This is a genomic window from Arthrobacter sp. YN, assembly GCF_002224285.1.
Lineage (GTDB): Bacteria > Actinomycetota > Actinomycetes > Actinomycetales > Micrococcaceae > Arthrobacter.
In genome coordinates this window covers 1,473,208-1,497,050 of record NZ_CP022436.1, presented here as the reverse complement: position 1 = coordinate 1,497,050, position 23,843 = coordinate 1,473,208, and the positions used below count along the sequence as shown (strand labels likewise).

The 23,843-nt window shown below is 63.3% G+C and carries 20 protein-coding genes and 3 pseudogenes; 12 read left to right on the top strand and 11 right to left on the bottom strand.

Annotated features, from left to right (window positions below):
* Positions 1 to 28: 28 nt before the first annotated feature.
* Both manA and CGK93_RS06865 read left to right on the top strand, forming a co-directional pair.
* Positions 29 to 1,279 carry a mannose-6-phosphate isomerase, class I gene (manA, locus tag CGK93_RS06870; RefSeq protein ID WP_089594179.1) on the top strand — a complete coding sequence of 417 codons (1,251 nt, stop codon included), beginning with the start codon at positions 29 to 31 and terminating at the stop codon, positions 1,277 to 1,279.
* A 3-nt stretch (positions 1,280 to 1,282) separates the two neighbouring features.
* The gene (locus tag CGK93_RS06865) at positions 1,283 to 2,218 is read left to right on the top strand and encodes a lipid II:glycine glycyltransferase FemX (protein WP_089594178.1); all 936 of its coding nucleotides are present in this window, start codon (positions 1,283 to 1,285) and stop codon (positions 2,216 to 2,218) included.
* Between the two features lie 299 nt (positions 2,219 to 2,517).
* Here CGK93_RS06865 and glpX read toward each other — a convergent pair whose 3' ends face one another.
* Entirely contained in the window at positions 2,518 to 3,540 is a 1,023-nt protein-coding gene (gene glpX / locus CGK93_RS06860) for a class II fructose-bisphosphatase (protein WP_198318375.1), read from the bottom strand.
* A 200-nt stretch (positions 3,541 to 3,740) separates the two neighbouring features.
* Here glpX and CGK93_RS06855 point away from each other — a divergent pair, with 200 nt between their 5' ends.
* The 5 genes and pseudogenes from CGK93_RS06855 (at position 3,741) to CGK93_RS06835 (ending at position 9,168) form a co-directional block, all read left to right on the top strand.
* Positions 3,741 to 4,442, top strand: a complete 702-nt coding sequence (locus CGK93_RS06855) for a DUF4245 domain-containing protein (protein WP_232481566.1) — start codon at positions 3,741 to 3,743, stop codon at positions 4,440 to 4,442.
* A 51-nt stretch (positions 4,443 to 4,493) separates the two neighbouring features.
* Complete coding sequence (locus CGK93_RS06850) at positions 4,494 to 5,108, top strand: carbonic anhydrase (RefSeq protein WP_011774029.1); 615 nt, start codon at positions 4,494 to 4,496, stop codon at positions 5,106 to 5,108.
* A gap of 87 nt (positions 5,109 to 5,195) precedes the next feature.
* A complete protein-coding gene (locus tag CGK93_RS06845) occupies positions 5,196 to 6,623 on the top strand; it encodes a class II fumarate hydratase (protein WP_089594175.1) in 1,428 nt (475 codons plus the stop codon).
* Positions 6,624 to 6,809: 186 nt separating this feature from the next.
* Positions 6,810 to 7,496 carry a TetR/AcrR family transcriptional regulator gene (locus CGK93_RS06840; protein ID WP_089594174.1) on the top strand — a complete coding sequence of 229 codons (687 nt, stop codon included), beginning with the start codon at positions 6,810 to 6,812 and terminating at the stop codon, positions 7,494 to 7,496.
* Positions 7,493 to 9,168, top strand: a pseudogene (locus CGK93_RS06835) (MDR family MFS transporter). The gene CGK93_RS06840 and the pseudogene CGK93_RS06835 overlap by 4 nt, the downstream one beginning before the upstream one ends.
* 2 nt (positions 9,169 to 9,170) lie before the next feature.
* Here CGK93_RS06835 and CGK93_RS06830 read toward each other — a convergent pair.
* Both CGK93_RS06830 and CGK93_RS06825 read right to left on the bottom strand, forming a co-directional pair.
* Positions 9,171 to 9,647 carry an NUDIX hydrolase gene (locus CGK93_RS06830; protein WP_089594173.1) on the bottom strand — a complete coding sequence of 159 codons (477 nt, stop codon included), beginning with the start codon at positions 9,645 to 9,647 and terminating at the stop codon, positions 9,171 to 9,173.
* A 682-nt stretch (positions 9,648 to 10,329) separates the two neighbouring features.
* A pseudogene (locus CGK93_RS06825) lies at positions 10,330 to 10,880 on the bottom strand (prepilin peptidase).
* A 61-nt stretch (positions 10,881 to 10,941) separates the two neighbouring features.
* Between CGK93_RS06825 and CGK93_RS06820 the strand changes: the two are divergent.
* Both CGK93_RS06820 and CGK93_RS06815 read left to right on the top strand, forming a co-directional pair.
* Positions 10,942 to 11,702, top strand: a pseudogene (locus CGK93_RS06820) (hypothetical protein).
* A gap of 128 nt (positions 11,703 to 11,830) precedes the next feature.
* A complete protein-coding gene (locus CGK93_RS06815) occupies positions 11,831 to 12,475 on the top strand; it encodes a GNAT family N-acetyltransferase (protein ID WP_089594172.1) in 645 nt (214 codons plus the stop codon).
* 166 nt (positions 12,476 to 12,641) lie between these two features.
* On the opposite strand, the gene CGK93_RS06810 is transcribed toward CGK93_RS06815, so the two are convergent.
* Positions 12,642 to 14,231: a PhoH family protein gene (locus tag CGK93_RS06810; RefSeq protein ID WP_442857025.1), complete on the bottom strand. Its 1,590-nt coding sequence runs from the start codon at positions 14,229 to 14,231 to the stop codon at positions 12,642 to 12,644.
* Between the two features lie 42 nt (positions 14,232 to 14,273).
* Positions 14,274 to 15,035, bottom strand: coding sequence for an isoprenyl transferase (locus tag CGK93_RS06805; protein ID WP_089594170.1), 762 nt, complete (start codon positions 15,033 to 15,035; stop codon positions 14,274 to 14,276).
* Between the two features lie 153 nt (positions 15,036 to 15,188).
* Here CGK93_RS06805 and trhA point away from each other — a divergent pair, with 153 nt between their 5' ends.
* Positions 15,189 to 15,830, top strand: coding sequence for a PAQR family membrane homeostasis protein TrhA (trhA, locus tag CGK93_RS06800; protein WP_089594169.1), 642 nt, complete (start codon positions 15,189 to 15,191; stop codon positions 15,828 to 15,830).
* Between the two features lie 15 nt (positions 15,831 to 15,845).
* On the opposite strand, the gene CGK93_RS06795 is transcribed toward trhA, so the two are convergent.
* The 3 genes from CGK93_RS06795 to mca form a co-directional block, all read right to left on the bottom strand.
* Positions 15,846 to 18,002, bottom strand: coding sequence for a thioredoxin domain-containing protein (locus CGK93_RS06795; protein ID WP_198318455.1), 2,157 nt, complete (start codon positions 18,000 to 18,002; stop codon positions 15,846 to 15,848).
* Complete coding sequence (locus CGK93_RS24020) at positions 17,980 to 18,336, bottom strand: hypothetical protein (protein ID WP_232481565.1); 357 nt, start codon at positions 18,334 to 18,336, stop codon at positions 17,980 to 17,982. The genes CGK93_RS06795 and CGK93_RS24020 overlap by 23 nt, the downstream gene beginning before the upstream one ends.
* A gap of 103 nt (positions 18,337 to 18,439) precedes the next feature.
* The gene (mca, locus tag CGK93_RS06785; protein WP_089594167.1) at positions 18,440 to 19,345 is read right to left on the bottom strand and encodes a mycothiol conjugate amidase Mca; all 906 of its coding nucleotides are present in this window, start codon (positions 19,343 to 19,345) and stop codon (positions 18,440 to 18,442) included.
* Positions 19,346 to 19,419: 74 nt separating this feature from the next.
* Between mca and CGK93_RS06780 the strand changes: the two genes are divergently transcribed.
* Together CGK93_RS06780 and greA are read left to right on the top strand one after the other, a co-directional pair.
* Positions 19,420 to 19,878 carry a DUF4307 domain-containing protein gene (locus CGK93_RS06780; protein WP_089594166.1) on the top strand — a complete coding sequence of 153 codons (459 nt, stop codon included), beginning with the start codon at positions 19,420 to 19,422 and terminating at the stop codon, positions 19,876 to 19,878.
* 152 nt (positions 19,879 to 20,030) lie between these two features.
* A complete protein-coding gene (gene greA / locus CGK93_RS06775; RefSeq protein WP_026542824.1) occupies positions 20,031 to 20,525 on the top strand; it encodes a transcription elongation factor GreA in 495 nt (164 codons plus the stop codon).
* 86 nt (positions 20,526 to 20,611) lie between these two features.
* Here the strand turns inward: greA and CGK93_RS06770 are convergent, their stop codons facing one another.
* From CGK93_RS06770 to CGK93_RS06760, 3 genes are read right to left on the bottom strand one after another with little or no spacing between them, the layout of a single operon-like run.
* Positions 20,612 to 21,226, bottom strand: a complete 615-nt coding sequence (locus CGK93_RS06770) for a rhomboid family intramembrane serine protease (protein WP_089594165.1) — start codon at positions 21,224 to 21,226, stop codon at positions 20,612 to 20,614.
* Between the two features lie 13 nt (positions 21,227 to 21,239).
* Positions 21,240 to 22,478: a threonine ammonia-lyase gene (gene ilvA, locus CGK93_RS06765; protein ID WP_089594164.1), complete on the bottom strand. Its 1,239-nt coding sequence runs from the start codon at positions 22,476 to 22,478 to the stop codon at positions 21,240 to 21,242.
* Between the two features lie 3 nt (positions 22,479 to 22,481).
* A complete protein-coding gene (locus CGK93_RS06760) occupies positions 22,482 to 23,762 on the bottom strand; it encodes an AI-2E family transporter (RefSeq protein ID WP_089594163.1) in 1,281 nt (426 codons plus the stop codon).
* Between the last annotated feature and the right edge of the window lie 81 nt (positions 23,763 to 23,843).

Below are 23,843 nucleotides of genomic sequence, written 5' to 3'. Positions count from 1 at the left end.
TCCAGCGCAACGATAAGGACTTTCTTTCGTGTACCAGATTGAGAATGTTTTGCGACCCTACGCGTGGGGTTCGACGACGGCGATCGCAGACTTGCTGGGGCGGCCGGCCTCAGGTGGCCCCGAAGCCGAACTGTGGATCGGCGCCCACCCGGACTCCCCCTCCACAGCCCTTCACCCCAACGGCGTGACCCAGCCCCTGAACGCCTTGATCGAGTCCGATCCCCAGCGGTACCTGGGTGCGGAGAGCCTGGCTGAATTCGGACCGCGGTTGCCGTTCCTCACCAAGCTGCTGGCAGCGGAACAGCCCTTGTCCTTGCAGGTGCACCCCAGCCTGGAGCAGGCCCGGGAAGGCTTCGCCCGGGAGAACGCAGCCGGGATCCCCGCGGACGCGGCGGATCGCAACTACCGCGACAACAACCACAAACCGGAGATGGTCTTTCCCCTCACTCCGTTCAGGGCCTTGTGTGGTTTCCGCTCCCCTGCTGATTCGCGGAGCATCTTTGAGCACCTGGCACAGGTCCTCGATTCAGCGGCTGTGGATATCCCGTCCGTCATCCAGGACGTCATCGCCGATCTCGCCCACGCCGACGAAGCCACCGCCCTCAAGGCAGCTTTCAGCCGCCTTATCAAAGGTGGCAGCGACATCTCCGACGCCATCAACGAGGTAGTGGCCGTCCTGTCCGCCGGAGCTCCGTTGGAGCCGCACCGGGAAGCCCTGACGGCAATGCTGGATATCAACGAGGCCTTCCCCGGCGATCCCGGCGTCCTCATCTCACTTCTCCTCAACCACCTCACGCTGGAGCCCGGCGAGGTGGTTTACCTGCCCGCGGGAAACATTCACGCCTACCTTCATGGACTTGGGGTGGAGGTCATGGCTTCTTCCGACAACGTGCTTCGTGGCGGCCTCACCCCCAAGCATGTGGACGTTCCGGAACTGCTGAAAACCGTCCGGTTCGAAGCCCTCGGAGTGCCGCGCGTCCAGGCCAGTGGCACCGAGTTCGGGCAGGAACTGTACCGGCCGCCCTTCAAGGAATTCCAGTTGCAGCGCATTGAACTTGGCCCGGGTGCCGAGCCGGTTCCCTTGGCGCAAACCGGACCGGCCGTCGTCGTGGTGGTTTCCGGTTCGGTGCTGCTTGACTCGCCCAAGAGCGACCTCCGCCTCCAGCGCGGCGCGGCCGCCTTCATTCCGGATCTCGAGGCACCCGTGAACGTCCATCCTGTCCAGGGAGCCACGGAAACCAGCATCGCCTTTGCCGTCACCACAGGGCTGGGGAACTGATCCATGGAGTTTTTCCTGCAAACCCCCGCGTGGGCTGCTGTCCAGCGTTCCCTGGGCCGCCGTGTCCACGAACAGTCCGGCCCGGGCTGGAGCTTCCTCGCCATTGAGGAGAAGAACCCCGCCGGCAAGGTCATCTACGCCCCCTACGGTCCCGTGGCAGAGTCCGTTGAAGCGTTCGACGCCGCTACGGCGGCATTGGTAACCCTGGCCAAGAAGGAGCATGCGGTCTTCGTCCGGATGGAACCTGCCGCAGCCGGTTTTACAGCCTCCGACGCCGGCCCCCTCCTTCGCGCGCGTGGCTTGCGTCCCGCCCCGGTCAACCAGCAGCCTGAGCTCAGCTGGATCGTGGACCTCGACGGCGACTTCAAAGACGTCCTGGCCGGCATGAAGCCGACCAACCGGAACCTGTACCGGAACATCCACAAGAAGGGCGTGACCTTCCGCGCTTCCCAGGATCCGGCAGACATCAAGATTCTCCTGCACTTCCTCCATCTGACAGCTGCCCGGAACGGCTTCAAGCCCCAAAGCGACGAGTACCTGACCCAAGTAGCCGCTTCCCTGCTGCCCAACGGCGCCGGAACTCTGTTCATAGCGGAGCTGGAGGGCGAACCCATCGCTGCTGCCTTCGCTTACGACTCCGCTGACACCCGCGTCTACGCCCACGCGGCGCTGGACGACACCCACCGCAAGCTCAGCGCGGGCATCCCCCTCCTGGTGACACTCATGGCTGACGCCAAGGAGAAGGGCTTGAAGCACGTGGATCTCTGGGGCGTGGCGCCCGAGGACCAGCCGGACCACAAATGGGCCGGGTTCACGGCGTTCAAGAAGTCCTTCGGCGGCCGCGAAGTCTCCTACGCCGGCACCTGGGACCTCCCGGTCAACAAACTCCGCTACGGCGCCTACCAACTGGCCAGAAAGCTCCGCGACAAACTCCGCTAGGCCTTTCCCCGCGATCCACCCGTACCGCCACCACCCACTTTGAGCCCGGGGCACTCTGACACGCCGTGGATCACGGTGTGTCGGCAGGGTTCCCAAATCAAAGTGGGTGGTGGGGGCACACCTCGCGCTCTGCCCTACCCTCCCCACAACAGCGCGAAGCCGGAAGCCGCGGCACCATCGCTTCCGGACAGCGAAAAGCGCCCTATCGCGTCAGCGGCATCAAATCGACGAGGTACGAGGAGATAGCCGCAGAGCGATAGTGCGCTTTTCGCGTCAAAGACGCGTCAGCAACGCGGGGGTTACGGCTTGCGCGCGTACGTCTCCCACTTTGATGCGTGGTGCTCGGCCTCAACAAAGCGGACCGTCCCGGACTTGGAGCGCATCACGATGGACTGGGTCAGCACGCGGTCCTTCTGGTAGCGGACACCGTGGAGGAGGTCGCCATCGGTAATGCCGGTCGCTGCAAAGTAGCAGTTGTCGGAGGTGACGAGGTCGTTGGTGGACAGGACGCGGTCGAGGTCGTGTCCGGCGTCGATGGCCTTCTGCTTCTCGTCGTCCGAGGTGGGCCACAGCCGACCCTGGATGACACCACCGAGGGACTTGATGGCGCAGGCGGTGACAATGCCTTCCGGGGTGCCGCCGATGCCCATGAGGGCGTCCACGCCGGTTCCGGAGCGGGCTGCTGCGATTGCTCCTGCGACATCGCCGTCCATGATGAACTTGGTGCGCGCACCGGCTTCGCGGATTTCTTCCACGAGCCCGCGGTGGCGGTCACGGTCCAGGATCATGACATTGAGCTGGTTGACCTTAACGCCCTTGGCTTTGGCGATGAGGTGCAGGTTCTGCTTGACGGGCAGGCGCAGATCCACCATGTCGGCGGCTTCGGGGCCGGTAACGAGCTTCTCCATGTAGAACACGGCGGAGGGGTCGAACATGGATCCACGCTCAGCAACTGCCAGCACCGCGAGGGCGTTGTTGATGCCGAGGGCGGTCAGGCGGGTTCCGTCGATGGGGTCGACGGCGACGTCACACTCGGGACCGGTGCCGTCACCAACCTGCTCGCCGTTGAACAGCATGGGGGCTTCATCTTTTTCGCCTTCACCGATGACCACGACGCCGTTGAAGTGGACGGTTTGAAGGAATGAACGCATGGCATCGACGGCGGCGCCGTCTGCCTTGTTTTTGTCACCGAAACCTACCCAGTGGCCGCCGGCAATTGCCGCGGCTTCGGTGACACGGACGAGTTCAAGCGCAAGGTTGCGGTCGGGTTCGTCGAGGCCGACGGCGAGCGACGGCGAAATCGTGGAATACTGCTGGGTCATTGGTGCAGGAGACACTTGAACCTCTTCTTCGAGTGACGATTCACGGGACCGGACATGGTTGCGCGGGGCAACCCGGGGTTCCTCTATCAACGATCATAGTCGCCACGTGGTCCCGGAGTCGTTGGATGACCACAGCCCCCGATGCTGGTGGTGAGGTTACCGGATGTGTGTTCCCTGCCGGGATAAGGGATCATGGACAGGTGAGTGAAACGCAGGACAAGCCCGCAGCCGAGAACCAATCGGACGCTGCAGCGGCCAGCCAAAACGATGCCCAGGCCATCCCGGATGCCCCCTACAAACCCGTCATTGCGGCGAAAGCTGCCAAGCGGGCCAATGCGTCGGTCATTGGCATGGTCATTGCCCTGCTTGTCTGCGTGCTGGCTTTCCTCCCCATCGTTTTGATGAACCCGGCTCCCAAGGGCGAGGGCTTCCGGCCCGATGTTGACGTGGCAGCCATTGCCCGCAATGCCACAGGTGTGGCAGGATTCACACCGGTGACCCCGGATACGGGCGACACATTCAAACCCAACTACGCCCGGTGGGAATCAGGCACGGGAAGCGGCGTCCCCACCTGGGAGATTGGTTTCCTGACCCCCAAGGAGGCCTTCATCGGCCTCACCCAGACCACCCAGGCCAACCCCACCTGGGTCTTGCAGCAGACGGAGAACCTCCCGGTCACCGGCACGCGCAACGCCGGGGGCCAGGATTGGGAACTGCGGGACTCCGGCAAGGAGAAGCGCAGCATGGTCCTGGAGTACCGGGGTACCACCATCATCTTGAGCGGCACCGCGAGCCTGGATGAGTTCGCAACGCTCGCTGCCGCCGTCGTGAAGTCCGCAGAGCAGGCGCCGCCGGCAAGCGCGCCCTCCTCAGCCCCTGCGTCGACGCAACCGTCCGCTTAATCGGCGCAACAGTTTCACGGACTGCCGTGTCGGCGTCGTAAAGTAAGGCTCGTGCCTACTTACCTGACTCCAGCCCTGGCGTGGCGCCGTCTCCGCGAGGGCAATGAACGTTTTGTTTCCGGCGAATCCCTGCACCCCAACCAGGATGCTTCGCGACGATCCTCACTCATCGAGAACCAGAATCCCTTTGCCGTCATTTTTGGCTGCTCGGATTCACGGCTCGCAGCCGAAATCATCTTTGACCTGGGCCTCGGTGACGCCTTCGTAGTCCGCACCGCCGGCCAGGTCATTGACGACGCCGTGCTTGGCTCCCTCGAGTACAGCATCAGCGAACTCCGGGTTCCGTTGATTGTGATTCTTGGCCATGACAGCTGTGGCGCAGTGAAGGCCACCAAAGCCGCCGTCGAAACGGGTGAGATGCCTCCTGGCTTCATCCGTGACCTCGTGGAGCGCATCACGCCCTCGGTCCTGACGGCCAAGCGCAACAGCCAGGAAGACGTCAACGACATGGTGGTGGAGCACGTCAAGCAGACCGCCGCCCGCCTGGCTGACAGCTCGCGTGTGATTTCCGACGCCATCGACGACGGTCGGGTGGCTGTCATTGGCCTGTCCTACAAGCTCGATGAAGGCCGCGCGGCCCTCGTTTCCGGGATCGGCAAGCTCTAGGAGCACGTGCTCCGGCCCTGGCGCCGGAGCACGTAGCACTCCCCTCCGGGTTTTCTGTGCGGCGTCCAATCGCCCTAAGCTAGCCCCATGACTTCCACCACTGAGTTCCGTATTGAACATGACACGATGGGCGAAGTTCGCGTCCCCGTGAACGCCCTGTACCGCGCCCAGACGCAGCGTGCTGTGGAGAACTTCCCGATCTCCGGCAAGACGCTTGAGCGCACACACATCGAAGCCCTGGCCCGCGTCAAGAAGGCCGCTGCACTGGCGAACGCCGAACTGGGGGTGCTCGATGGTGAGCTCGCCGAGGCCATCGCCGCCGCCGCCGATGAGGTAGCCACCGGCAAGTACGACGGCGACTTCCCCATCGACGTCTTCCAGACCGGTTCGGGCACTTCCTCCAACATGAACACCAACGAGGTCATTGCCGAGCTCGCATCGCGCGCCCTCGCGGCCGCCGGGAGCGACAAAGTTGTCCACCCGAACGATCACGTGAACGCTTCGCAGTCCTCCAACGACGTCTTCCCGACGTCCGTCCACGTCGCCGCTACGTCGGCCCTGATCAACGACCTGATCCCGGCCCTCGAGTACCTGGCAGCTTCCCTCGACCGCAAGGCAGTGGAGTTCAAGGACGTCGTCAAATCGGGCCGCACCCACCTTATGGATGCAACGCCCGTCATGCTCGGCCAGGAGTTCGGTGGCTACGCCGCGCAGGTCCGCTACGGCATCGAGCGCATCAACGCAGCACTCCCCCGCGTTGCCGAAGTTCCCCTCGGCGGCACCGCCGTGGGTACCGGCATCAACACCCCTGCCGGCTTCCCGGAGCGCGTCATCGAACTGCTCGCAGCCGACACCGGCCTGCCGCTGACCGAGGCCCGCGACCACTTCGAAGCACAGGCAAACCGCGACGGCCTCATCGAGGGCTCCAGCCAGCTCCGCAACATTGCGATCTCCTTCATGAAGATCAACAACGACCTCCGCTGGATGGGCTCGGGCCCCAACACGGGTCTCGGCGAAATCGCCATTCCGGACCTTCAGCCGGGCTCCTCCATCATGCCTGGCAAGGTCAACCCGGTGATCTGCGAAGCGTCCATCATGGTCTGCGCCCAGGTCATCGGCAACGACACCGCCATCGCCTGGTCCGGCACCAACGGCGCCTTCGAGCTCAACGTCGGCATCCCTGTCATGGCCGCCAACCTCCTGGAGTCCATCCGCCTGCTGGCCAACACCAGCCGCGTCATGGCTGACAAGATGATCGACGGCATCACCGCCAACGTGGAGCGTGCACGCTTCCTGGCCGAGGCCTCCCCGTCCATCGTCACCCCGCTGAACAAGTTCATCGGGTACGAAAACGCTGCAAAGATCGCCAAGATCGCCGTCAAGGAGGGCCTGACCATCCGCCAGGCCACCGAGAAGCTCGGCTTCGTCGGCGAGGGCGAAGGCAAGGTCACTGAGGCCGAGCTCGACAAGGCCCTGGACGTCACCACCATGACGGCACCGGCCCACAAGGCCTGACTCCTGGTCTAAAACTCAACAGCACGACGACGGCCGGTACCTTTCGTACGAAAGGTGCCGGCCGTCGTCGCACCCCGGAGTTTTTGTACAGCAGACGCCCCTAAGACCCTCCCTCAAGGGCATCTGCTGTACAAAAACTTCTGACTCTTTTTGCACTTTGTAGCTTAGAGTGCAAAACTTTACTTTGTGATCAATAGTGCAAATATCGACGGCGGCCTCCGCGAGCGCAAGCGGGCTGCCACGCGGACGGCGATCACCGCCGTCGCGCGTTCCCTGACCGCGGAGCATGGCCTCAGCGGTTTCACTGTTGAGGAAGTCTGCGAAGCGGCGGGCATTTCGCGCCGAACCTTCTTCAACTACTTCCATTCCAAAGAAGACGCCGTGATCGGTTCCTTCTCGGATGAGTTGCCCGCAGACGCCTTGGAGTCGTTCAACCAGAACCCTTCGCGCACACCGGACAGCATCTCCGGAACTCTTCTGGCGGCTCTGCATGTGCTCACCGTGACCCTGATGGAGCGTTCATCCATCAGCCGTACCGAGGTCCAACAGTTCATCGCTGCCATCACGGCCGAACCACAACTGCTGGCACGCCTGACCCTTGAAGGCGAGGCCCGTGAACGGCAATTCGCCGCTCTGGTGGCCGCCCGCGAAGGGCTGGATCCTGAGCATCCGGAAGTCATGACTGCGACGGCGTTGTTTGGGGCGGTCTCCAAGAAGGCAGCCCAGCAGTTCTTCTCGGAGGAAAACACCCGCCCGTACCGCGGGATCCTCGAACAGAACCTCAACGCCGCACGGAAACTCTTTGCCCAGCCGCTGGCCACGAACCAGCAATTGGGCCCCAATCCCCTTGAAACCTCGAAGGACCCCGCATGAGTACACTCTCGAAGGCAGCAGAACCGCTGTTGCTGACCCAGAAACGCATCTGGATCATCTTCTCGGCGCTGATCGCAGGCATGCTCCTGTCCAGCCTCGACCAGACCATCGTCTCCACCGCCATGCCCACCATCGTGGGCAAGCTCGGCGGGGTGGAGCACCAGGCCTGGATCACCACGGCCTACCTCCTGGCCACCACCATCGTGATGCCCATTTACGGCAAGTTTGGTGACATCCTGGGGCGCCGCAACCTGTTCCTCATTGCCATTGCCCTGTTCACGCTGGCGTCCGTGGGCTGCGCCTTCGCCACCGATTTCTGGGGCTTTGTCATCTTCCGCGCCCTCCAGGGCCTGGGCGGTGGTGGCCTGATGATCCTGTCGCAGGCCATCATCGCTGACATCGTTCCTGCCAAGGAACGCGGCAAGTATATGGGCCCTTTGGGCGCCATCTTCGGTCTCTCCGCTGTGGCCGGACCGCTGCTGGGCGGATTCTTCGTGGACCACCTCACGTGGGAGTGGGCTTTCTACATCAACATCCCCATTGGTATCGCGGCGTTCATCACCGCCTGGTTCACCTTGACCCTGCCCAACAAGAAGGCCGAAAAGAAGATCGATATCCTGGGTGTCGTCTTTCTCTCCGCAGCCACCACGTGCCTCATCTTCTTCACCGACTTCGGTGGCAAGAAGGACGAGGGCTGGGACTCGCCGCTTACCTGGGCGTTTGGCGCGGGCATGGTCCTGGCCGCCTTCGCCTTTGTGATGGTTGAACGCCGGGCCGAGGATCCCATCATTCCCCTGAGCCTGTTCAAGAACCCCATCTTCATCAACGCAACGGCTATCGGCTTCACCTTGGGCCTTGGCATGTTCGCTGCCATCGCCTTTGTGCCGACGTTCCTGCAGATGTCCTCGGGTACCTCGGCGGCCGAGTCGGGCCTGCTGATGCTCCCATGATGGTTGGCCTGATGGGAACGTCCATCTACTCCGGTATCCGCATTTCCAAGACCGGCAAGTACAAGATGTACCCCATCCTCGGTGCGGCGCTGACCATCGCGGCCATGTTGTGGCTGACCACACTCGCTGCGTCCACGCCCATCTGGGTGATCTGTGTCCAGCTCTTCATCTTCGGTGCAGGCCTGGGCCTGATCATGCAGGTCATCGTCCTGGTTGTGCAGAACTCCGTTCCGGCTGACCAGATCGGCACGGCCACCAGCACCAACAACTACTTCCGTGAAGTAGGTGCATCGCTGGGTGTCGCTGTCTTCGGTGCGATCTTCACCAACCGCTTGTCCGAATCGTTGACCGAGGCATTTACCGGCGCTGGCGCCTCTGCCGAGCAGGCTTCGCAGTCCACCAGCACGTTGGATCCGCAGGCACTGTCACAGCTGCCTGAGCAGTTGCGGGACGCGATCGTCAACGCCTACGCCAACTCGCTGGCGCCCGTGTTCTGGTATCTGGTTCCGTTCATTGCCATCGCACTGATCCTGGCCATCACGCTCAAGCAGATCCCTCTCTCCGATACCGCCGGAATGGTGGCACGCGGTGAGGCTGTGGGTGGTGAAGAAGCTGACCGCCTTGAAGCCGAGCGACTCGAGACTGCGCGTTTGGAAGCGGAACTTGAAGCTTCGGATGGCGTTGACAAGGATCGCCCGACAGCCGATGCGGGACGTCGGTAACGCTAGTCCTCCACTTGGTACGCCACGGGGCCTTCGGGCTCCGTGGCAAGCCTGATGGCTTCAAGGTTTCCGGCGCTCATCTCCGGAAGGTCATCCAACTCGAACCATCCCACGGCGAGCGATTCGTCGTCGTTGACCTGGGCTTCCCCGGATACGTATCGGCACCGGAAGGTGATGTCCAGGAAGTCGCAGACGTCCCCGTTGGGGAAGGTCACCGGCCCCACAACCCCGACGCCGATGATCCGTTCGGTCTCAGCAACCACCGCCGTTTCTTCGAAGATTTCCCGTACAAGCCCAGGTGCTGGATGCTCCCCGGGTTCCAACATGCCGGTGATCAGTGCCCAATGACCGTTGTCGGCACGCTGGCCCAACAACACCCTGCCTTCGTCGTCGAAGACCACTCCCCGCACGGCCGGCAGCCAGAGGGGATCGTTGCCGATCTTTTCCCGCAATTTCAGCACAAATTCCGGTGCACCCATGGTGTCAGCTTTCCTTCAATTCGATGGTGGCATGTGAGTTCTTCAAGGTGAGGGTGTCGCCGTCGAGCTTCCACTGAACAGGCTGCTCAAAGAGCTTTTCCGTCCAGTGCTGGTAGCTCTCCTCCGGCTCCCGCAGGCTTTATCGGTCACTGCCATCCACAGCTGCGTCAGGACATCCTCCCGCACTGAAACAGCAACCTGCAGGTGATTGCACGGTGTGTGGACGAAGAGGGTCCACTCGCCGTTGGCATGCCGCGAGCTCACCCGCAGCGGCTCCGTTCCGAGCCAAGCCACGTCCCCGTCACGTCCTTCCCCCGCACGGACGTGAACCCGGCACAGCCCAACGGTCCTCCTTCACAGGGAGTTTCCGGCACCTGCGTGGGGTAGGGCTGTTCGGTACTACCCGGCTGCTGTGTTGTGCCAGTCTGCTGCGCAGGGTCCGGCTGGCTGCTGGATAGAGCTGCTTGGTCGAGATTGTTGATGGCTTGCCCGCATCCCGTCAGCAGTAGCGCACAGGAAAGGGAGGCTCCCATCAAGAACCTCAACCTGGTCCGTCCCACAGCAGCTCCTGCCACCTTCAAACACATCCAAAACACCCGCTGGGCTAAGCATGCCGCAGCACGGTGAACGCGAAAACACGGGGACGGTTGCAGTTCGGCCGCAGTTGGCACGGTGGGAAGCGTCATGCGGGTATCAGCACCATGGCAGCTGCCGCCCCGCCAGCATGAACGGACCAAAAGGAATGGCCGAACGCAGGGTACCGCGGCGTGACACCAGGATGGCCAGGCTCCACAGACCGCCCAGAATGAAAGCGGCAAACGTCCCTGCAAACACGTGGCTCCACCCCAGGTATCCCAAGTAGAGGCCCAGCACACCCGCCAACTTGACGTCACCAAAACCCATGCCGGGCGGGTGGATGAGCCTCAACACGAAGTAGAAGAGCCACAGCACAGCGCCTCCCGCGAGGACCCGGAGTCCGGGCACAGCGAACAGGTCCGCAGAAAGGTGGCGGTCCGGACCGGCATCGGCGAAAAATGCCAGGAGCGATGCCGCCAGCAACAACACCCCTGCCACTGCGTACGACGGAAACACAATGCGGTTGGGCAACAGGTGGCTCCGCACGTCTATCACCGTGAGCCGAACCGCCATCACCACGAAGTACAGGCACGCGGCCATCACCAGCCAGAAGCCCAGCGGGCTGGCGTCCCAGAGGTCGGAGAGTCGTCGGATCACTCTCGGATGCTATCCCGCTTTGTCCGCAGGGCCCGCTTGAACGCCTAGGTAAACTGTGGATATGGGGAGCTACAGCGCAGGAGGACAGAGTTTGGACCTGTCCTCCACATTCCGGAATCTTTGCCGTTCTTCGCCGTGGAAATGGACGAGCCTCCGCTTCGAATATCTGGAACGGCCCGGCACGGGCGGCACCATGGTCCGCGCATGGCTGAGGCGGCCGGGCGCTCTTCGCCTGGAAACACCGGACGGCCAATTGCTGCACAGCACCACGGGCATCAACGACTCCCGGGATGATCTGTATGTGTCCTCAACACGCCGCTCATGGTTGCTTCCGGCCCATCTGGTGACGCCCGTTTACGACGACGCTGGCTTGGTCAGACGACGTCCGGAGGCCGCCTACGGTGAGCCCTCCTTCGGTAATGGCCGCCTTGCTGCCGCCCTCGATCCCGTGGAACTGGCCGGAAACGCACCGGTTCCCCTTGAATTCCCGGACACAAACCCCGTCTTCCTGGAAGAACCCGGGAAGTGGACCACGAGGGCCGCCTCGCGTTGGAAACCATCGTGACCCGCAGCAGGACCTATGTTCCATCGGATCCTGCCGAGCCTTTGGCACACATCGGACGAACGTTGATCAGGATCGACGCCGGCACAGGGGTTTGCGTTGCCAGCCAAAGCCTGGACGGGGACTCGTCGGGAAAAGGACATTGGCTGAAGATCCTGGCCGTGGACGAGTACATGCTGGACGACCTTTTCCTGGCTGAGTCCATGAACCTCACGGACGTTCGACGCCACATCCCATGGGACATCGGCCCGGCCGCCTGAACAGCGCCCACCGCCGAGGAGTTAGCTCCCGGCAGTATCGGAGCACCAAAGTCCCGAGACCCAACCCCTCGGCGAGCCTCCCTGCGATGTGACTCGCGCGGCTCCCCCTGCCGGGCTAAGCTACGGCGATGACATCGCTGGCAGACATCTGGCCCCCGCTCGGACTCACCCTCACCACCCCGAGGTTGAGCATCCGTCCAGTTTTCGACGACGACATCCCGGCCGCCGTCGCCGCGGCGCGTTCAGGTGTCCACGAACCCGGCAAGAGCCCGTTCAGCACCCCGTGGACCGACCTTCCGGACCATGAACTCGCTCCCAATATGGCCCAGTGGTACTGGCGCTGCCGTGCCAACTTCACCAAGGAATCGTGGACCCTCCTCCTGGCGGTCTGGCATGACAACGAGTTCCTCGGCGTCCAGGACATCGGGGCCAAGAACTTCAACACCTTGAAAACAGTAAGCACTGGTTCCTGGCTCAAGCAGTCCGCCCAAGGGCAAGGGTTCGGCAAGGAGATGCGAGCCGCCGTCGTCAGCTATGCCTTTGACTACTTGGGCGCCGAAGTAGCCGAGTCCGAGGCCGCCTCCTGGAATCAACAGTCCCTGGGCGTCTCCACCAGCCTCGGTTACGAGCCCAACGGCATCTTCCGCGATGGCTGGGGAGACACCGTCCAGGAAGTCCAAAAAGTCCGCCTCACCCCAACCACCTTCAAACGCCCGGACTGGACCCTCAAAGTCCAAGGCCACGAAGAACTGAGAACGTACCTGAAGCTCTAACGGCTCTCAGGCAATAGCGCGGCTGTGGTCTCCCGGAAAGGAGCGCATCGCAACGCATCGGACCCCGAAGGTCGCCCAGCGACCTTCGGGGTCCTTTTGCGTTGTGTCTAAGCGACGGCGGGAGGCCGTGGCCGCGCGGTGGTGACCACCGTGCGGCAAACGCAGCTTAGATTTCAGCCCCTTCGAGCAACTCCGTCACCAGCGCTGCAATCGGTGACCGCTCCGAACGGGTCAGCGTGATGTGCCCGAACAGCGGGTGCCCCTTGAGCGTCTCGACGACGGCCGCGACACCGTCGTGCCGGCCTACCCGGAGGTTGTCGCGCTGGGCGACATCGTGGGTGAGGACGATCTTGGAGTTCTGCCCGATGCGGCTCATGACGGTGAGGAGGACGTTTTTCTCGAGTGACTGTGCTTCGTCCACGATCACGAAGGCGTCGTGCAGCGAACGTCCGCGGATGTGGGTGAGTGGCAGGACTTCGAGCATGCCCCGGTCCATGACTTCCTCAACGACTTCCTGGCTCACCAAGGCGCCAAGGGTGTCGAACACGGCCTGGGCCCACGGGTTCATCTTTTCGGACTCGGATCCGGGGAGGTAGCCGAGCTCCTGGCCGCCTACGGCGTACAGGGGGCGGAAGACCACCACTTTGCGGTGCTCACGGCGTTCCAGGACTGCTTCCAGGCCCGCACAGAGTGCCAGCGCGGATTTGCCGGTGCCCGCGCGCCCACCGATGGAAACGATGCCGACGGCGGGGTCCATGAGCATGTCAATGGCGAGCCGCTGCTCGGCCGAGCGTCCGTGGAGGCCGAAGGCGTCGCGGTCACCCTTGACGAGGCGGACCTGCTTGTCGGCCCCTACCCTGCCTAGCGCGGATCCCCGGTTGGAGAGAAGGACCAGTCCGGTGTTGACGGGAAGTTCAGCGGCAGCAGGGATGAAAACCGGTTCGTGGCCGTAGAGGGTGGTGATTTCCTCGTCGTTGGCTTCGACCTCGGCCATTCCCGTCCAGCCGGAGTCCTTGACCAGTTCGTTCCGGTACTCGTCGGCCTGAAGTCCCATGGCGGATGCTTTGACGCGCATGGGGAGGTCCTTGGAGACCACGGTAACGTTGTGGCCTTCGTTGGCCAGGTTCTTCGCCACAGCCAGGATGCGGCTGTCGTTGTCGCCTCCACGGAATCCTGCCGGCAGCACGTCAGGGGAGATATGGTTCATTTCCACCCGCAGCATTCCGCCGTCCTTCCCGATGGGAATGGACTGGTCGAGGCCGCCGTGTTCGATCCTCAGATCGTCCAGGAGCCGCAGTGCTTTGCGGGCGAAGTAGCCGAGTTCGGGATCGTGGCGTTTTCCTTCCAGTTCGCTGATGACCACGATGGGGACGATGACTTCGTGTTCAGCGAATCGCAGCAATGCGTGGGGGTCGGACAGCAGGACGGACGTGTCGATCACGTAGCTCCGGCCGGTGACGGACTTTTTGGTCCGCGCTGTTTGTGGGACCCGCTTGGCGCGAGAGGTAGCTGCACTTTCCCCGTCGGAAACCATTGCGGGCAGTTGCTCAGAAATAGCCACATCGACTCCAGCCCCGGGCAGTTCGCCCGGCCTAATGGTGAAGCGGCTCGGCCGGAAGGCCGGGCGTGGCCTCCCATGTAACTGGTGCGATGATCCGCTCCATGTACTGGCCTCCCCGATCAGCGGGCGGTTTTGCCTGCTGATGTGAATAACGTAATCCCGGACACATTCATTTCCGCAACCCGCGGTCGGCAAGTCGCATGTCCGGTTCGTTAATTTTTGATGAACCGGGGCGCCCTAGGCTCCGTAGCGGCGCTGGCGCCCGGCATAATCCCTGAGTGCGCGAAGGAAATCGACCTTACGGAATGCCGGCCACAATGCCTCGCAGAAGTAGAACTCGCTGTAAGCGCTTTGCCACATCAGGAAACCGGAGAGCCGTTGCTCGCCGGACGTGCGGATGACCAGATCAGGATCAGGCTGGCCGCGGGTGTAGAGGAACCGGGAGATGTCGTCCACCGAAAGTTCATCTGCGACGTCGGTCATATTCCGTCCCTTGGCGGCGGCATCGTGCAGGAGTTCCCGGACGGCGTCGACAATTTCGCGGCGGCCCCCGTAACCCACGGCGACGTTGACGTGGATCTTTTCGTGGACCGGCGTGCGGGCCGTCAGTTTGTTGAGTCGTTCGGCCAGATAGTCCGGCAGGAGCTCGGGAGCGCCCATGGCGTGGACAGAGACGTCCTCGTCTTCATCAAGGCGGTCCATGGTGTTGGCGATGATGCCCATGAGGAGATCCAGCTCTTCACCGGAGCGGTTCATGTTGTCCGTTGAAAGCATGTAGAGCGTCACTACTTTGACGCCCAGTTCCTGGCACCAGCCGAGGAACTCGTGGATTTTGTCTGCACCGGCCTGATGTCCCTGGCTGGTGGGTGCGTTGAACTGGCGTGCCCACCGACGGTTGCCGTCCACCATGACACCGATATGCCGCGGGATCTGGTCCTGTTTGAGGGAGCGCAGAAGTTTGCGCTCATAGAAGCCATAGAGGAAACCGGGCAGCTCCACCGGACTCTCACCTGACTTCCTTGCTTGTACGACGACGACGCACACACTAGGCTACCTTCCCCAGCTGGCGAGCCGGTGCAGCCAGGCGTGAAAAATCCCTTGACCGCTTGTTACCCTGCGGTAACTTACCGAAACGTAAGTTATGGTTTAACCATGGCTGAGCTCCTCGAAACCAAGCCCGTCTGGCGCGGGTGGATCCATGCTGTAGCGGCTCCCTTTGCTCTCGCTGCGGGGATTCTGCTGGTGACCATTGCCCCGACACCGGACCGCAAAATCACGTCCGCCATTTATGCGTTGACCGGCTTCCTCCTGTTCGGCGTCAGTGCCGTGTACCACCGGGGAAACTGGTCCCCCAAAGTCCGCATGGTCCTCAAGCGGCTGGACCACACGAACATCATGTTGGTCATTGCCGGCAGTTACACCCCGCTGGCCTGGTCCCTGCTGGAACGTTCCGAGGCCGTCACTTTGCTGTGGCTTGTTTGGTCCGGGGCGATCGTCGGGGTCCTCTTCAGGATTCTATGGACCCACGCACCGCGCTGGCTGTACGTTCCCGTCTACATCGCCCTGGGCTGCGGAGCGTTGTTCTACTTGCCGCAGTTCTTCACAGCCAACGCCCCTGCCGCGATCCTGATCTGCGTGGGCGGCGCCCTGTATATCGCCGGCGCGGTGTTTTACGCCACCAAGAAGCCCAACTTCAGCGTCAAGCACTTCGGCTTCCACGAACTGTTCCACGCCTTCACCGTGCTGGCCTTCGCGGCCCACTTCATCGCCATCATGCTGGCCGTGTTGAGCTAAGCCGAAGGGACCCGCTCAGTCGCCTGATCCCATGGCCGCCAAGCGGGCCCGGACAGCAGCTGGCTCCCCCAGAGGCCTTTCGCACACCATGTCCCTGCACAGGTAGACCTGCGGTAAGCCGTCCGGCGTGCCCGACCGGTGGAGAAGCAGCGGCACGCCGGGATCCTCAGCCGGCAGCCCGCCGTCGTCCGCCTGCACGGCGACCACCAGCCCGGGGCTGGGAGAAGTCAGCAGCGTGTGGTGCAGTTCGCGCTTCAGCGGCGAATCCGGGCCGGCGACGGCGGCCTCCACCGGCCCTGCGAGCGCGGCTTGCGCGGTGGCCAGGAGCCAGCCGGCAACGCGCGGTGCACGCGCTGCGAGGGCCGGGAGCAGGCCCAGGATGCTGCCGGCCTTGAGCCGGTGCCCGTGGGAACCGGAGTAGGCGGCATAAGACAAAAGCGCGCCGGCAAACCCCGCGGCACCGCTGGGCGTGGCGTTGTCGAACGGGTCCAGCCCTGCATGTTGACCCTGCGCGTTGAAGACCTGCGCGGACTCCCCCGTTGAGTCCGCAAGCTGTCCGTTCTCCACAAAACGAGCGCAGGCAGCGAGCACCAACTCTTCCGCGAGCAGGTACCAGCGTTTGGTTCCCGTCACCGCGTAGAGGGCCAGGAAGCCATCAGCGCAGAACGCGTAGTCTTCCAGCAGCCCGCCAATTCCACGTGCTTGGGAGTCATGTGAGACGCGGACCAACGTCTTCGTTTCATCGTTCCAGTGGACGGTGGCGAGGTACCCGGCCACCTTCTCCGCAGCCGACACCAGGTCCGGGCGGCCCAGAATGGCACCCGCTTCGGCGAGTCCGGCGACAGCGAGCCCGTTCCAGCCGGCCACCACCTTGTCGTCCCTGGCCGGCTGGTTCCTGAGGTTGCGCGCAGTAAGCAATTCCGTCGCCACACGCTCCCACAGCCGCCGATCGGCGTCGGACAGCTTCCGCGCCGGATGCAGCGGCGAGCCAAGGTCCGACACTGTCCCTTCAGCGCCAATGTTCATCATGCGCGCCACCTGCACGGCGTCATCGGCGCCCAGGACATCCGCCAAGGATTCCAGGGTCCACAGGTACGTGGCGCCCTCGTGATGCACTCCGTCAATGACCGTGTCGGCGTCCAAGGAGGAAGCCACAGCGCCGCCTGGCAGCCCCAGTGACTCCAGCATCCAGTCTGCGCACCGTGACGCCACAGACGCCGCTTCATCGGCTGAATAGACCTCGTTGCCACCCAAACGCACCCAGTGCGCGTAGACACGGAGCAGTTGGGCGTTGTCGTACAGCATCTTCTCGAAGTGCGGGACGGACCAGTCGGCCGTCACCGAGTAGCGGGCGAATCCGCCGTCGAGCTGGTCGCACAAGGCCGAGCGCGCCATGCCCGCCAACGCTCGTCCAGCCATATCCCTGGCGGCATCAGCGGTATCGGAGGGCACAGCCGCGTGCCGGATAAGGAACTCCAGAACGGCCGACGGCGGGAACTTGGGCGCGCTGCCGAACCCACCGGCGTCGGGGTCTTCAGAGCGGGCCAGCAGCGCCACGGCATCCGGAAGGAGGGAAGCATCCAGCAACCCGGGCGGTTCGTCGAGCCGCACCGCCGCGGACAGTTGCCCATCGGCCATACTGGCTGCAAGACCCCGGGCGTTCTGCTCCACCCCATCACGACGCTCCATCCAGGCTTCATGGACGGCTTCAAGAACGTTGCGGAAGGACGGCCTGCCGGGCAGCGGAACGGGCGGGAAATAGGTTCCCGCGTGAAAAGCGAGTCCGTCAGGCGTGAGGAAGACGGACATTGGCCAGCCGCCCTCACCGCTGATGGCCTGCGTTGCGGCCATGTAGACGGAATCGACGTCCGGACGTTCCTCCCGGTCCACCTTCACCGGGACGAAGTGGGCATTCAGGTAGTCGGCGGTTTCCTGGTTTTCAAAAGACTCGTGGGCCATGACGTGGCACCAATGGCATGCCGCATAGCCGATGGAAAGGAAAACCGGGACATCACGTTCGGCGGCGAAAGCAAAAGCTTCGTCGCCGAACGGACGCCAGTGCACGGGGTTGTCCGCGTGCTGCCGCAAATAGGCAGAAGGTTCCGAGCCCAGGGCGTTGCCGGCCCAGGGCGAACCGTTACCGGTGGCTTCAGTGGGTCCGGGGACCGGCATCGTCATTCTCATCCGAGGCGCCGCCTGCGAGCGGTGCGCCAGGCGCTCCGGGAGTGCCGCCGTCGGCAGGTTGGCCGGCCTCCGCAGCCTGGCCTTCGGCAGCCCGGCCTTCCTCATCTGCCAGGCGCGCTTCCTCCACCTGTGCCCGGTACCGGACGCGTCGGATGCGTCGAACCATGTCCACAATGAGGAATGTGGTCAGGATGACGATGAAGGCCGTGAGGACAAAGCCCCACGTACCGGGCGTCACCTGGTCCTCGGACAGGCCGGGCCGCAGCGTGCCCGAGGGGTTGGGCGACGGGGTGACGGTCAGGGCGAGAATCAAGTGGTGCACGTTCAAACCTTCTATGGGAGCTGATGCATGCCGACAGGCAGCGTAGCCGGAAGCTGGTTGGCCTGGCGGCAATTTCTACGGGCGATAGAAACTGCCGGAGTTCCTATCTTATCCCCGCGAACAGGTCCTTCTCCGGCAGCTCGGACGGGACAGTGGACTTGATGAGGGTGTAGTCCTCCCACGGCCACGCCGTGCGCTGCAGATCCGGCGATACGGCAAAGAAGAACCCGAGAGGATCGATCTGTGTGCGGTGTGCCCGGAGTGCGTCGTCGCGCGCCTCGAAGAAATCGCCGCAATCCACCTGGGTGGTGGTCTGGTGTCCCGGGGGAACGGGAGTATGGCCCTCGGCATCGGCTTCCAGCCACGCGGCAAGTCGCTCGGCGTAGGGAGACTGCAGTCCCGCCTCTTCCAGCGCAAAGTGCAGCGCACGGAACCGCTCCGGACTGAAAGCACGGTCATAGTAGAGCTTGCTCGGGGCCCACGGCTCCCCCATGCCCGGGTAGCGGTCCGCGTCACCGGCGGCATCAAAGGCTTCCACCGCCACCTTGTGGGCCATGATGTGGTCCGGGTGCGGATAACCCCCGTTTTCGTCGTAGCTCAGAATCACATGCGGCTTGAAACTGCGGACCAGCCGGACCAGGGGCGCCGTGGCGCGTTCCAGAGGCTGGAGGGCAAAGCACGCCGGCGGCAACGGCGGCAGCGGATCACCTTCCGGAAGGCCCGAATCCACGAAGCCGAGCCACCGCTGCTGGATTCCCAGGACGGCAGCCGCATTCGCCATCTCCAGTCGCCGGGCACCGGCCATATCCCGCTTGGGGTGGGGCGCGTCTTCCATGGCCGGGTTCTGGATGTCACCGCGTGAGCCATCAGTGCACGTAGCGACCATCACGTCTACTCCCGCGGCGGCGTACATTGCCATGGTGGCCGCGCCCTTGCTGGACTCATCATCCGGGTGGGCGTGGACGGCGAGCAGCCGCAGCTGCTGGTCGGAACTGCTGGACGCTGTCACGTGACGGCTCCTCTTTCGTGGATCAAGCTGTGTGGGCGGTGATGGGGCGCCGGGATCGGCACTAAACTGGACGGGTGACTTCAGAGGACCTATCGGCCACCCAAGTACCGGCAAGCACCAGCCTAGCCAATCGCTACGGCGGTCAAAAGCGCGCCATGACCCGCAAAACCAAGCGGAACATCGTCATCGGCGCCTTGGTCATCGGGATTGGGTTTGCCGCCTATGTGGCAACCGGTTCCGCGCAGGCCCCTGTCACCTTCAAGGACATCGGGTACAGCACCGTGGACGGCACCCAGGCAGAGGTGGACTACCAGGTCACTAAATATCCCGGAGCCACCGCCAAATGCGCCATCAAGGCGCTGGACTCCAAGTTCGCGGTAGTGGGCTGGAAGGTAGTGGAAGTCGGCCCCAACGATCCCCAGGACGACCCCGACGGCGGCAGCACCACCGTCCAGCGCACGGTCCTGCGTACCGAGTCACCGGCTGTCTCAGGAGTGGTGGACAACTGCTGGATCACGGACAGCGGTAAATAACAATCATGTGACCCATGACTCAACCGGTTTGGGTTCGTCCAAAGGATTTACTACAATGGATGAAACCTTCACCCCGTTAAGTTGGTTACTGAGTTCCACGAGTGGCCACCTCGGCGGGGTCTTTTGCATTGTCAGATCTAGAGGAGAAATCCGTGTCTACCACCAATAGCGCCACTGCGGCTTGGCTCACCCAGGAAGCTTTCGACCGCTTGCAGGCTGAGCTGGACCACCTTTCCGGCGCTGGCCGGGCGGAAATCGTCCAGAAGATCGAAGCTGCCCGCCAGGAAGGCGACCTGAAGGAAAACGGCGGCTACCACGCAGCCAAGGAAGAGCAGGGCAAGATCGAGGCCCGCATCCGCCAGCTCACCGCACTGCTTCGCGATGCCCAGGTTGGCGAAGCCCCTGCCGACGACGGAATCGTTGAGCCTGGAATGCTGGTTGTTGCCCGCATCGCCGGTGACGAAGAGACGTTCCTGCTGGGCTCCCGCGAAATCGCCGGGGACTCCGATCTGGACGTCTTCAGCGAGAAGTCACCCCTGGGTGCCGCTATCATCGGCCACAAGGAAGGCGACAGCCTGAGCTACGTCGCCCCCAACGGCAAGGAAATTCCGGTGGAGATTGTCTCCGCCAAGCCCTACGTCGCCTAACCAGCGGCTCACCGGCCCGAAATACACGACGCCGGCCCACCCCTTCGCGGGGCGGGCCGGCGTTTTTTGGTGCTCGGCTGGTGGGGTCAGGCCGCCAGCGTGGACTTGGGACGTAACAGGACGGCTGCGATGACGCCGCCAACGGCTCCGCCGAGGTGCGCCTGCCAGGACACGTACCCCATCACCGTGGGCAGCACACCGAAGAGAATGCTGCCGTAGGCCATGAACAGCACCACAGAGAGCAGGATCTGCCACCAGTTCCGGTTGAAGAATCCACGGACCAGCAGGAACGCGAAGAATCCGAACACCAGTCCGGACGCTCCCACCGTCACCCCTCCTCCGCCAATGAGCCACACAGCGAGCCCGGAGCCCAGCCAGCTGAAGGCCAGCGCCGTGATAAATACACGGAGGCCGGACAGGAACACCAGGAAACCGAAGATGATCAGGGGCAGCGTGTTGGACAGCAGGTGGTTGAAGTTCGCGTGCAACAACGGGAACGTCAGGATGTCCAGCACACCGTCCATGGAGCGGGGGCGCAGACCAAAGGTGAAGTTCAGGCCGTGGCGCATCAGCGTGTTGAGGATCTCAATGACGTAGAGCAGGATGACAAAGCCGCCCATGAAGAGCAGGCCACCCTTCGCCCGCCCGGCCAGCGACTCGCGGTCCGCTTCTTTGGATCCTTCAGGCGTTCCCAGCACCATGGTGCTCCTCCCGTCAGTGCACCACGATCGGCTGGAAGCCCTCGGCCCGCAGTGCGCCGAGAACCTGTTCCCCGTGTTCGTGGCCTTTGGTTTCCAGGTTGATGGTGATGGAGACGTCGCCCATGCTGATGGAGCCACCCAAGCGGGTGTGATCCAGTCCGGTGACGTTGGCGTCGTTTTCGGCAATGATCCGCGCAATGGTGGCCAAGGAACCTGGACGGTCATCCAGCATCATGCGGACCGTCATGAACCGGCCTGCGGCCGACAGACCGCGCTGGATGACTTTGAGCATGAGCATGGGATCGATGTTGCCGCCGGAAAGCACGACGGCGGTGTTCCCCGGGTTTTCGATCTTGCCATCCATCAGCGCGGCTACTCCGACGGCACCGGCAGGCTCAACCACCATCTTGGCCCGCTCCAGGAGGAAGATCAGCGCCCGCGCCAGGGAGTCTTCACTGACAGTGACAACATCGTCCACCAGTTCGCGGATGATGCTGAAGGGCAGTTGCCCCGGGCGGCCCACGGCGATGCCGTCAGCCATGGTGGTGACCTTCTTGAGCGGCACCAGTGCGTCCGCGGCCAGCGACGGCGGGTAGGCGGCGGCGTTTTCCGCTTGGACGCCGATCACCCGGATTTCCCGGCCGAGCTCTTTGGCCCTGGCTTTGATGGCCACAGCCACTCCGGCCAGGAGTCCACCGCCGCCGACGCCCATGAGGATGGTGTCCACGTTGGGGATCTGGTCCAGGATCTCCAGTCCGATGGTTCCTTGGCCTGCAACGACGTCCACGTTGTCAAAGGGGTGCACGAACACAGCGCCGGTCTCGTTGGCGTAGCGCTGCGCTTCGGCCAAAGCTTCGTCCACGTTGTGGCCATGCAGGATAACTTCTGCGCCGTGGCTGCGGGTGGCTGCCAGCTTGGGCAGAGCCACACCAAGGGGCATGTAGATGCGGGCGTTGATGCCCAGGCTCTTTGCGGCGACCGCCACGCCCTGGGCGTGGTTGCCTGCGGAGGCCGCCACCACGCCGCGCTTCTTTTCGTCCTCGGTCAGCCGGGCCATGCGGACATAGGCTCCGCGGACCTTGAAGGAGCCCGCGCGCTGGAGATTTTCACACTTGAAAAAGACGTTGCCGCCCACGAGGCTGCCAAGAGCACGGGACGACTCCACCGGAGTCTTGGTAATAATGCCCTCGAGCAACTCCTGCGCCTTGAGGACATCGTCCAGCGTGACGGGCAGGGTTTCGAGGGTATTCACTGACTATTCTCCTTTAGTGGTGTCGGCGGCAGGTCCCTCAGCAGAGGGGCGTCCTGCAGCCTTGTTCTTGCCTGCGATGCCTCTACCGAGGCGGGATTCGGGCTTGGGGAGGTGAACCTCCTTGAAGTTGGCGTCTCCGTCCGGTCCCGCAGAAGCGGTTGCCGGCTGAGGCTCCATACCGCCCAATCCTTCATCATGTTCCCACGTCCGCCCGGCAATGTACCGAACCGCCGTATTTACTACGGCGAGCAACGGGACCGCGAACAGCGCTCCCGGGATGCCTGCCAGGTAGGAGCCTGCTGCCACTGAGAGGATCACGGCTACGGGGTGCAGTGACACGGCCTTGCCCATCACCAGCGGCTGCAGGATATGGCTTTCCAGCTGCTGGACCAGCAGGACGATTGCCAGCATGATGAGCGCGTTGATTGGCCCATTGGCTACGAGCGCAAGAAGCACCGCAATGGCTCCCGTGACAAGGGCACCCACTACCGGGATAAAGGAGCCGATGAACACCAGGACTGCCAACGGAAGTGCCAGTGGAACCTGGATGATGGCAGCGCCTACACCGATGCCCACAGCATCTACGAACGCCACGAACATCTGGATACGCACGTAGCTGACCATGGACGTCCACCCGCGACGCCCTGCGCCGTCGGTTGCCCGCCGCGCGGTTTTGGGCAGGAGCCGCACCAGGAAGCCCCAGATCCGGCTGCCTTCGAGCAGGAAGAAGATCAGGATGAAGAGTGCAAGGACAAGTCCTGCAGCAAAGTGTCCGGCGGTGCTGCCAAAGGACAGGGCACCACTGAGGATGCTGCTGCTGTTGTTTTGCAGCGCGTTGGCGCCATCGGCAATGTATTGGTCTATCTGGTCTGCGGTGAGGTGGAGGGGACCATCGGCCAGCCACGTCTGGATCTGTTGGATTCCGGCCAAGGCTTCCTGCCAGAGTTCGCCAAAGCCGGAGGCAAGCTGCCTGCCCACCAGGGCGAGCGCGCCGGCAATGACGCCAATGAAGGCCACCACAGTGATGGCGACGGCGGCCCCGTTGGGCACGTTGCGGTTGCGGAGCCACGCCACCACCGGATACAGCAGTCCGGCCAAAAGGGCGGCCACCATGACCGGGATGATGAGGAAGCTGACCTTGCCCAGCAGCCAGACCAGGGCACCGATCATGAGCAGGATCAGTCCGGCCCGCCACGACCAGGCAGCAGCAATTCGCACCCCGTAGGGGATGTCTTCGGCAATTTGGCGGTCAGAGCGGGATTTGGCGTCCGGTGTTGGCGTCATGAACCCATAATTCCGTAGGCCACGCCGTAAGGGAAACCGGCCCGCGCAGCTGTTACCAAACGCTGAGGCAGCATGTACAAA

What these genes read in the sequence shown, in the direction of transcription:
- CGK93_RS06865 (WP_089594178.1), top strand. Translation starts at nt 1,283, where the DNA reads ATGGAGTTTTTCCTGCAAACCCCCGCGTGGGCTGCTGTCCAGCGTTCC.
- glpX (WP_198318375.1), bottom strand. Translation starts at nt 3,540, where the DNA reads ATGACCCAGCAGTATTCCACGATTTCGCCGTCGCTCGCCGTCGGCCTC.
- CGK93_RS06845 (WP_089594175.1), top strand. Translation starts at nt 5,196, where the DNA reads ATGACTTCCACCACTGAGTTCCGTATTGAACATGACACGATGGGCGAA.
- CGK93_RS06830 (WP_089594173.1), bottom strand. Translation starts at nt 9,647, where the DNA reads ATGGGTGCACCGGAATTTGTGCTGAAATTGCGGGAAAAGATCGGCAAC.
- CGK93_RS06815 (WP_089594172.1), top strand. Translation starts at nt 11,831, where the DNA reads ATGACATCGCTGGCAGACATCTGGCCCCCGCTCGGACTCACCCTCACC.
- trhA (WP_089594169.1), top strand. Translation starts at nt 15,189, where the DNA reads ATGGCTGAGCTCCTCGAAACCAAGCCCGTCTGGCGCGGGTGGATCCAT.
- CGK93_RS06795 (WP_198318455.1), bottom strand. Translation starts at nt 18,002, where the DNA reads ATGCCGGTCCCCGGACCCACTGAAGCCACCGGTAACGGTTCGCCCTGG.
- CGK93_RS06770 (WP_089594165.1), bottom strand. Translation starts at nt 21,226, where the DNA reads ATGGTGCTGGGAACGCCTGAAGGATCCAAAGAAGCGGACCGCGAGTCG.
- CGK93_RS06760 (WP_089594163.1), bottom strand. Translation starts at nt 23,762, where the DNA reads ATGACGCCAACACCGGACGCCAAATCCCGCTCTGACCGCCAAATTGCC.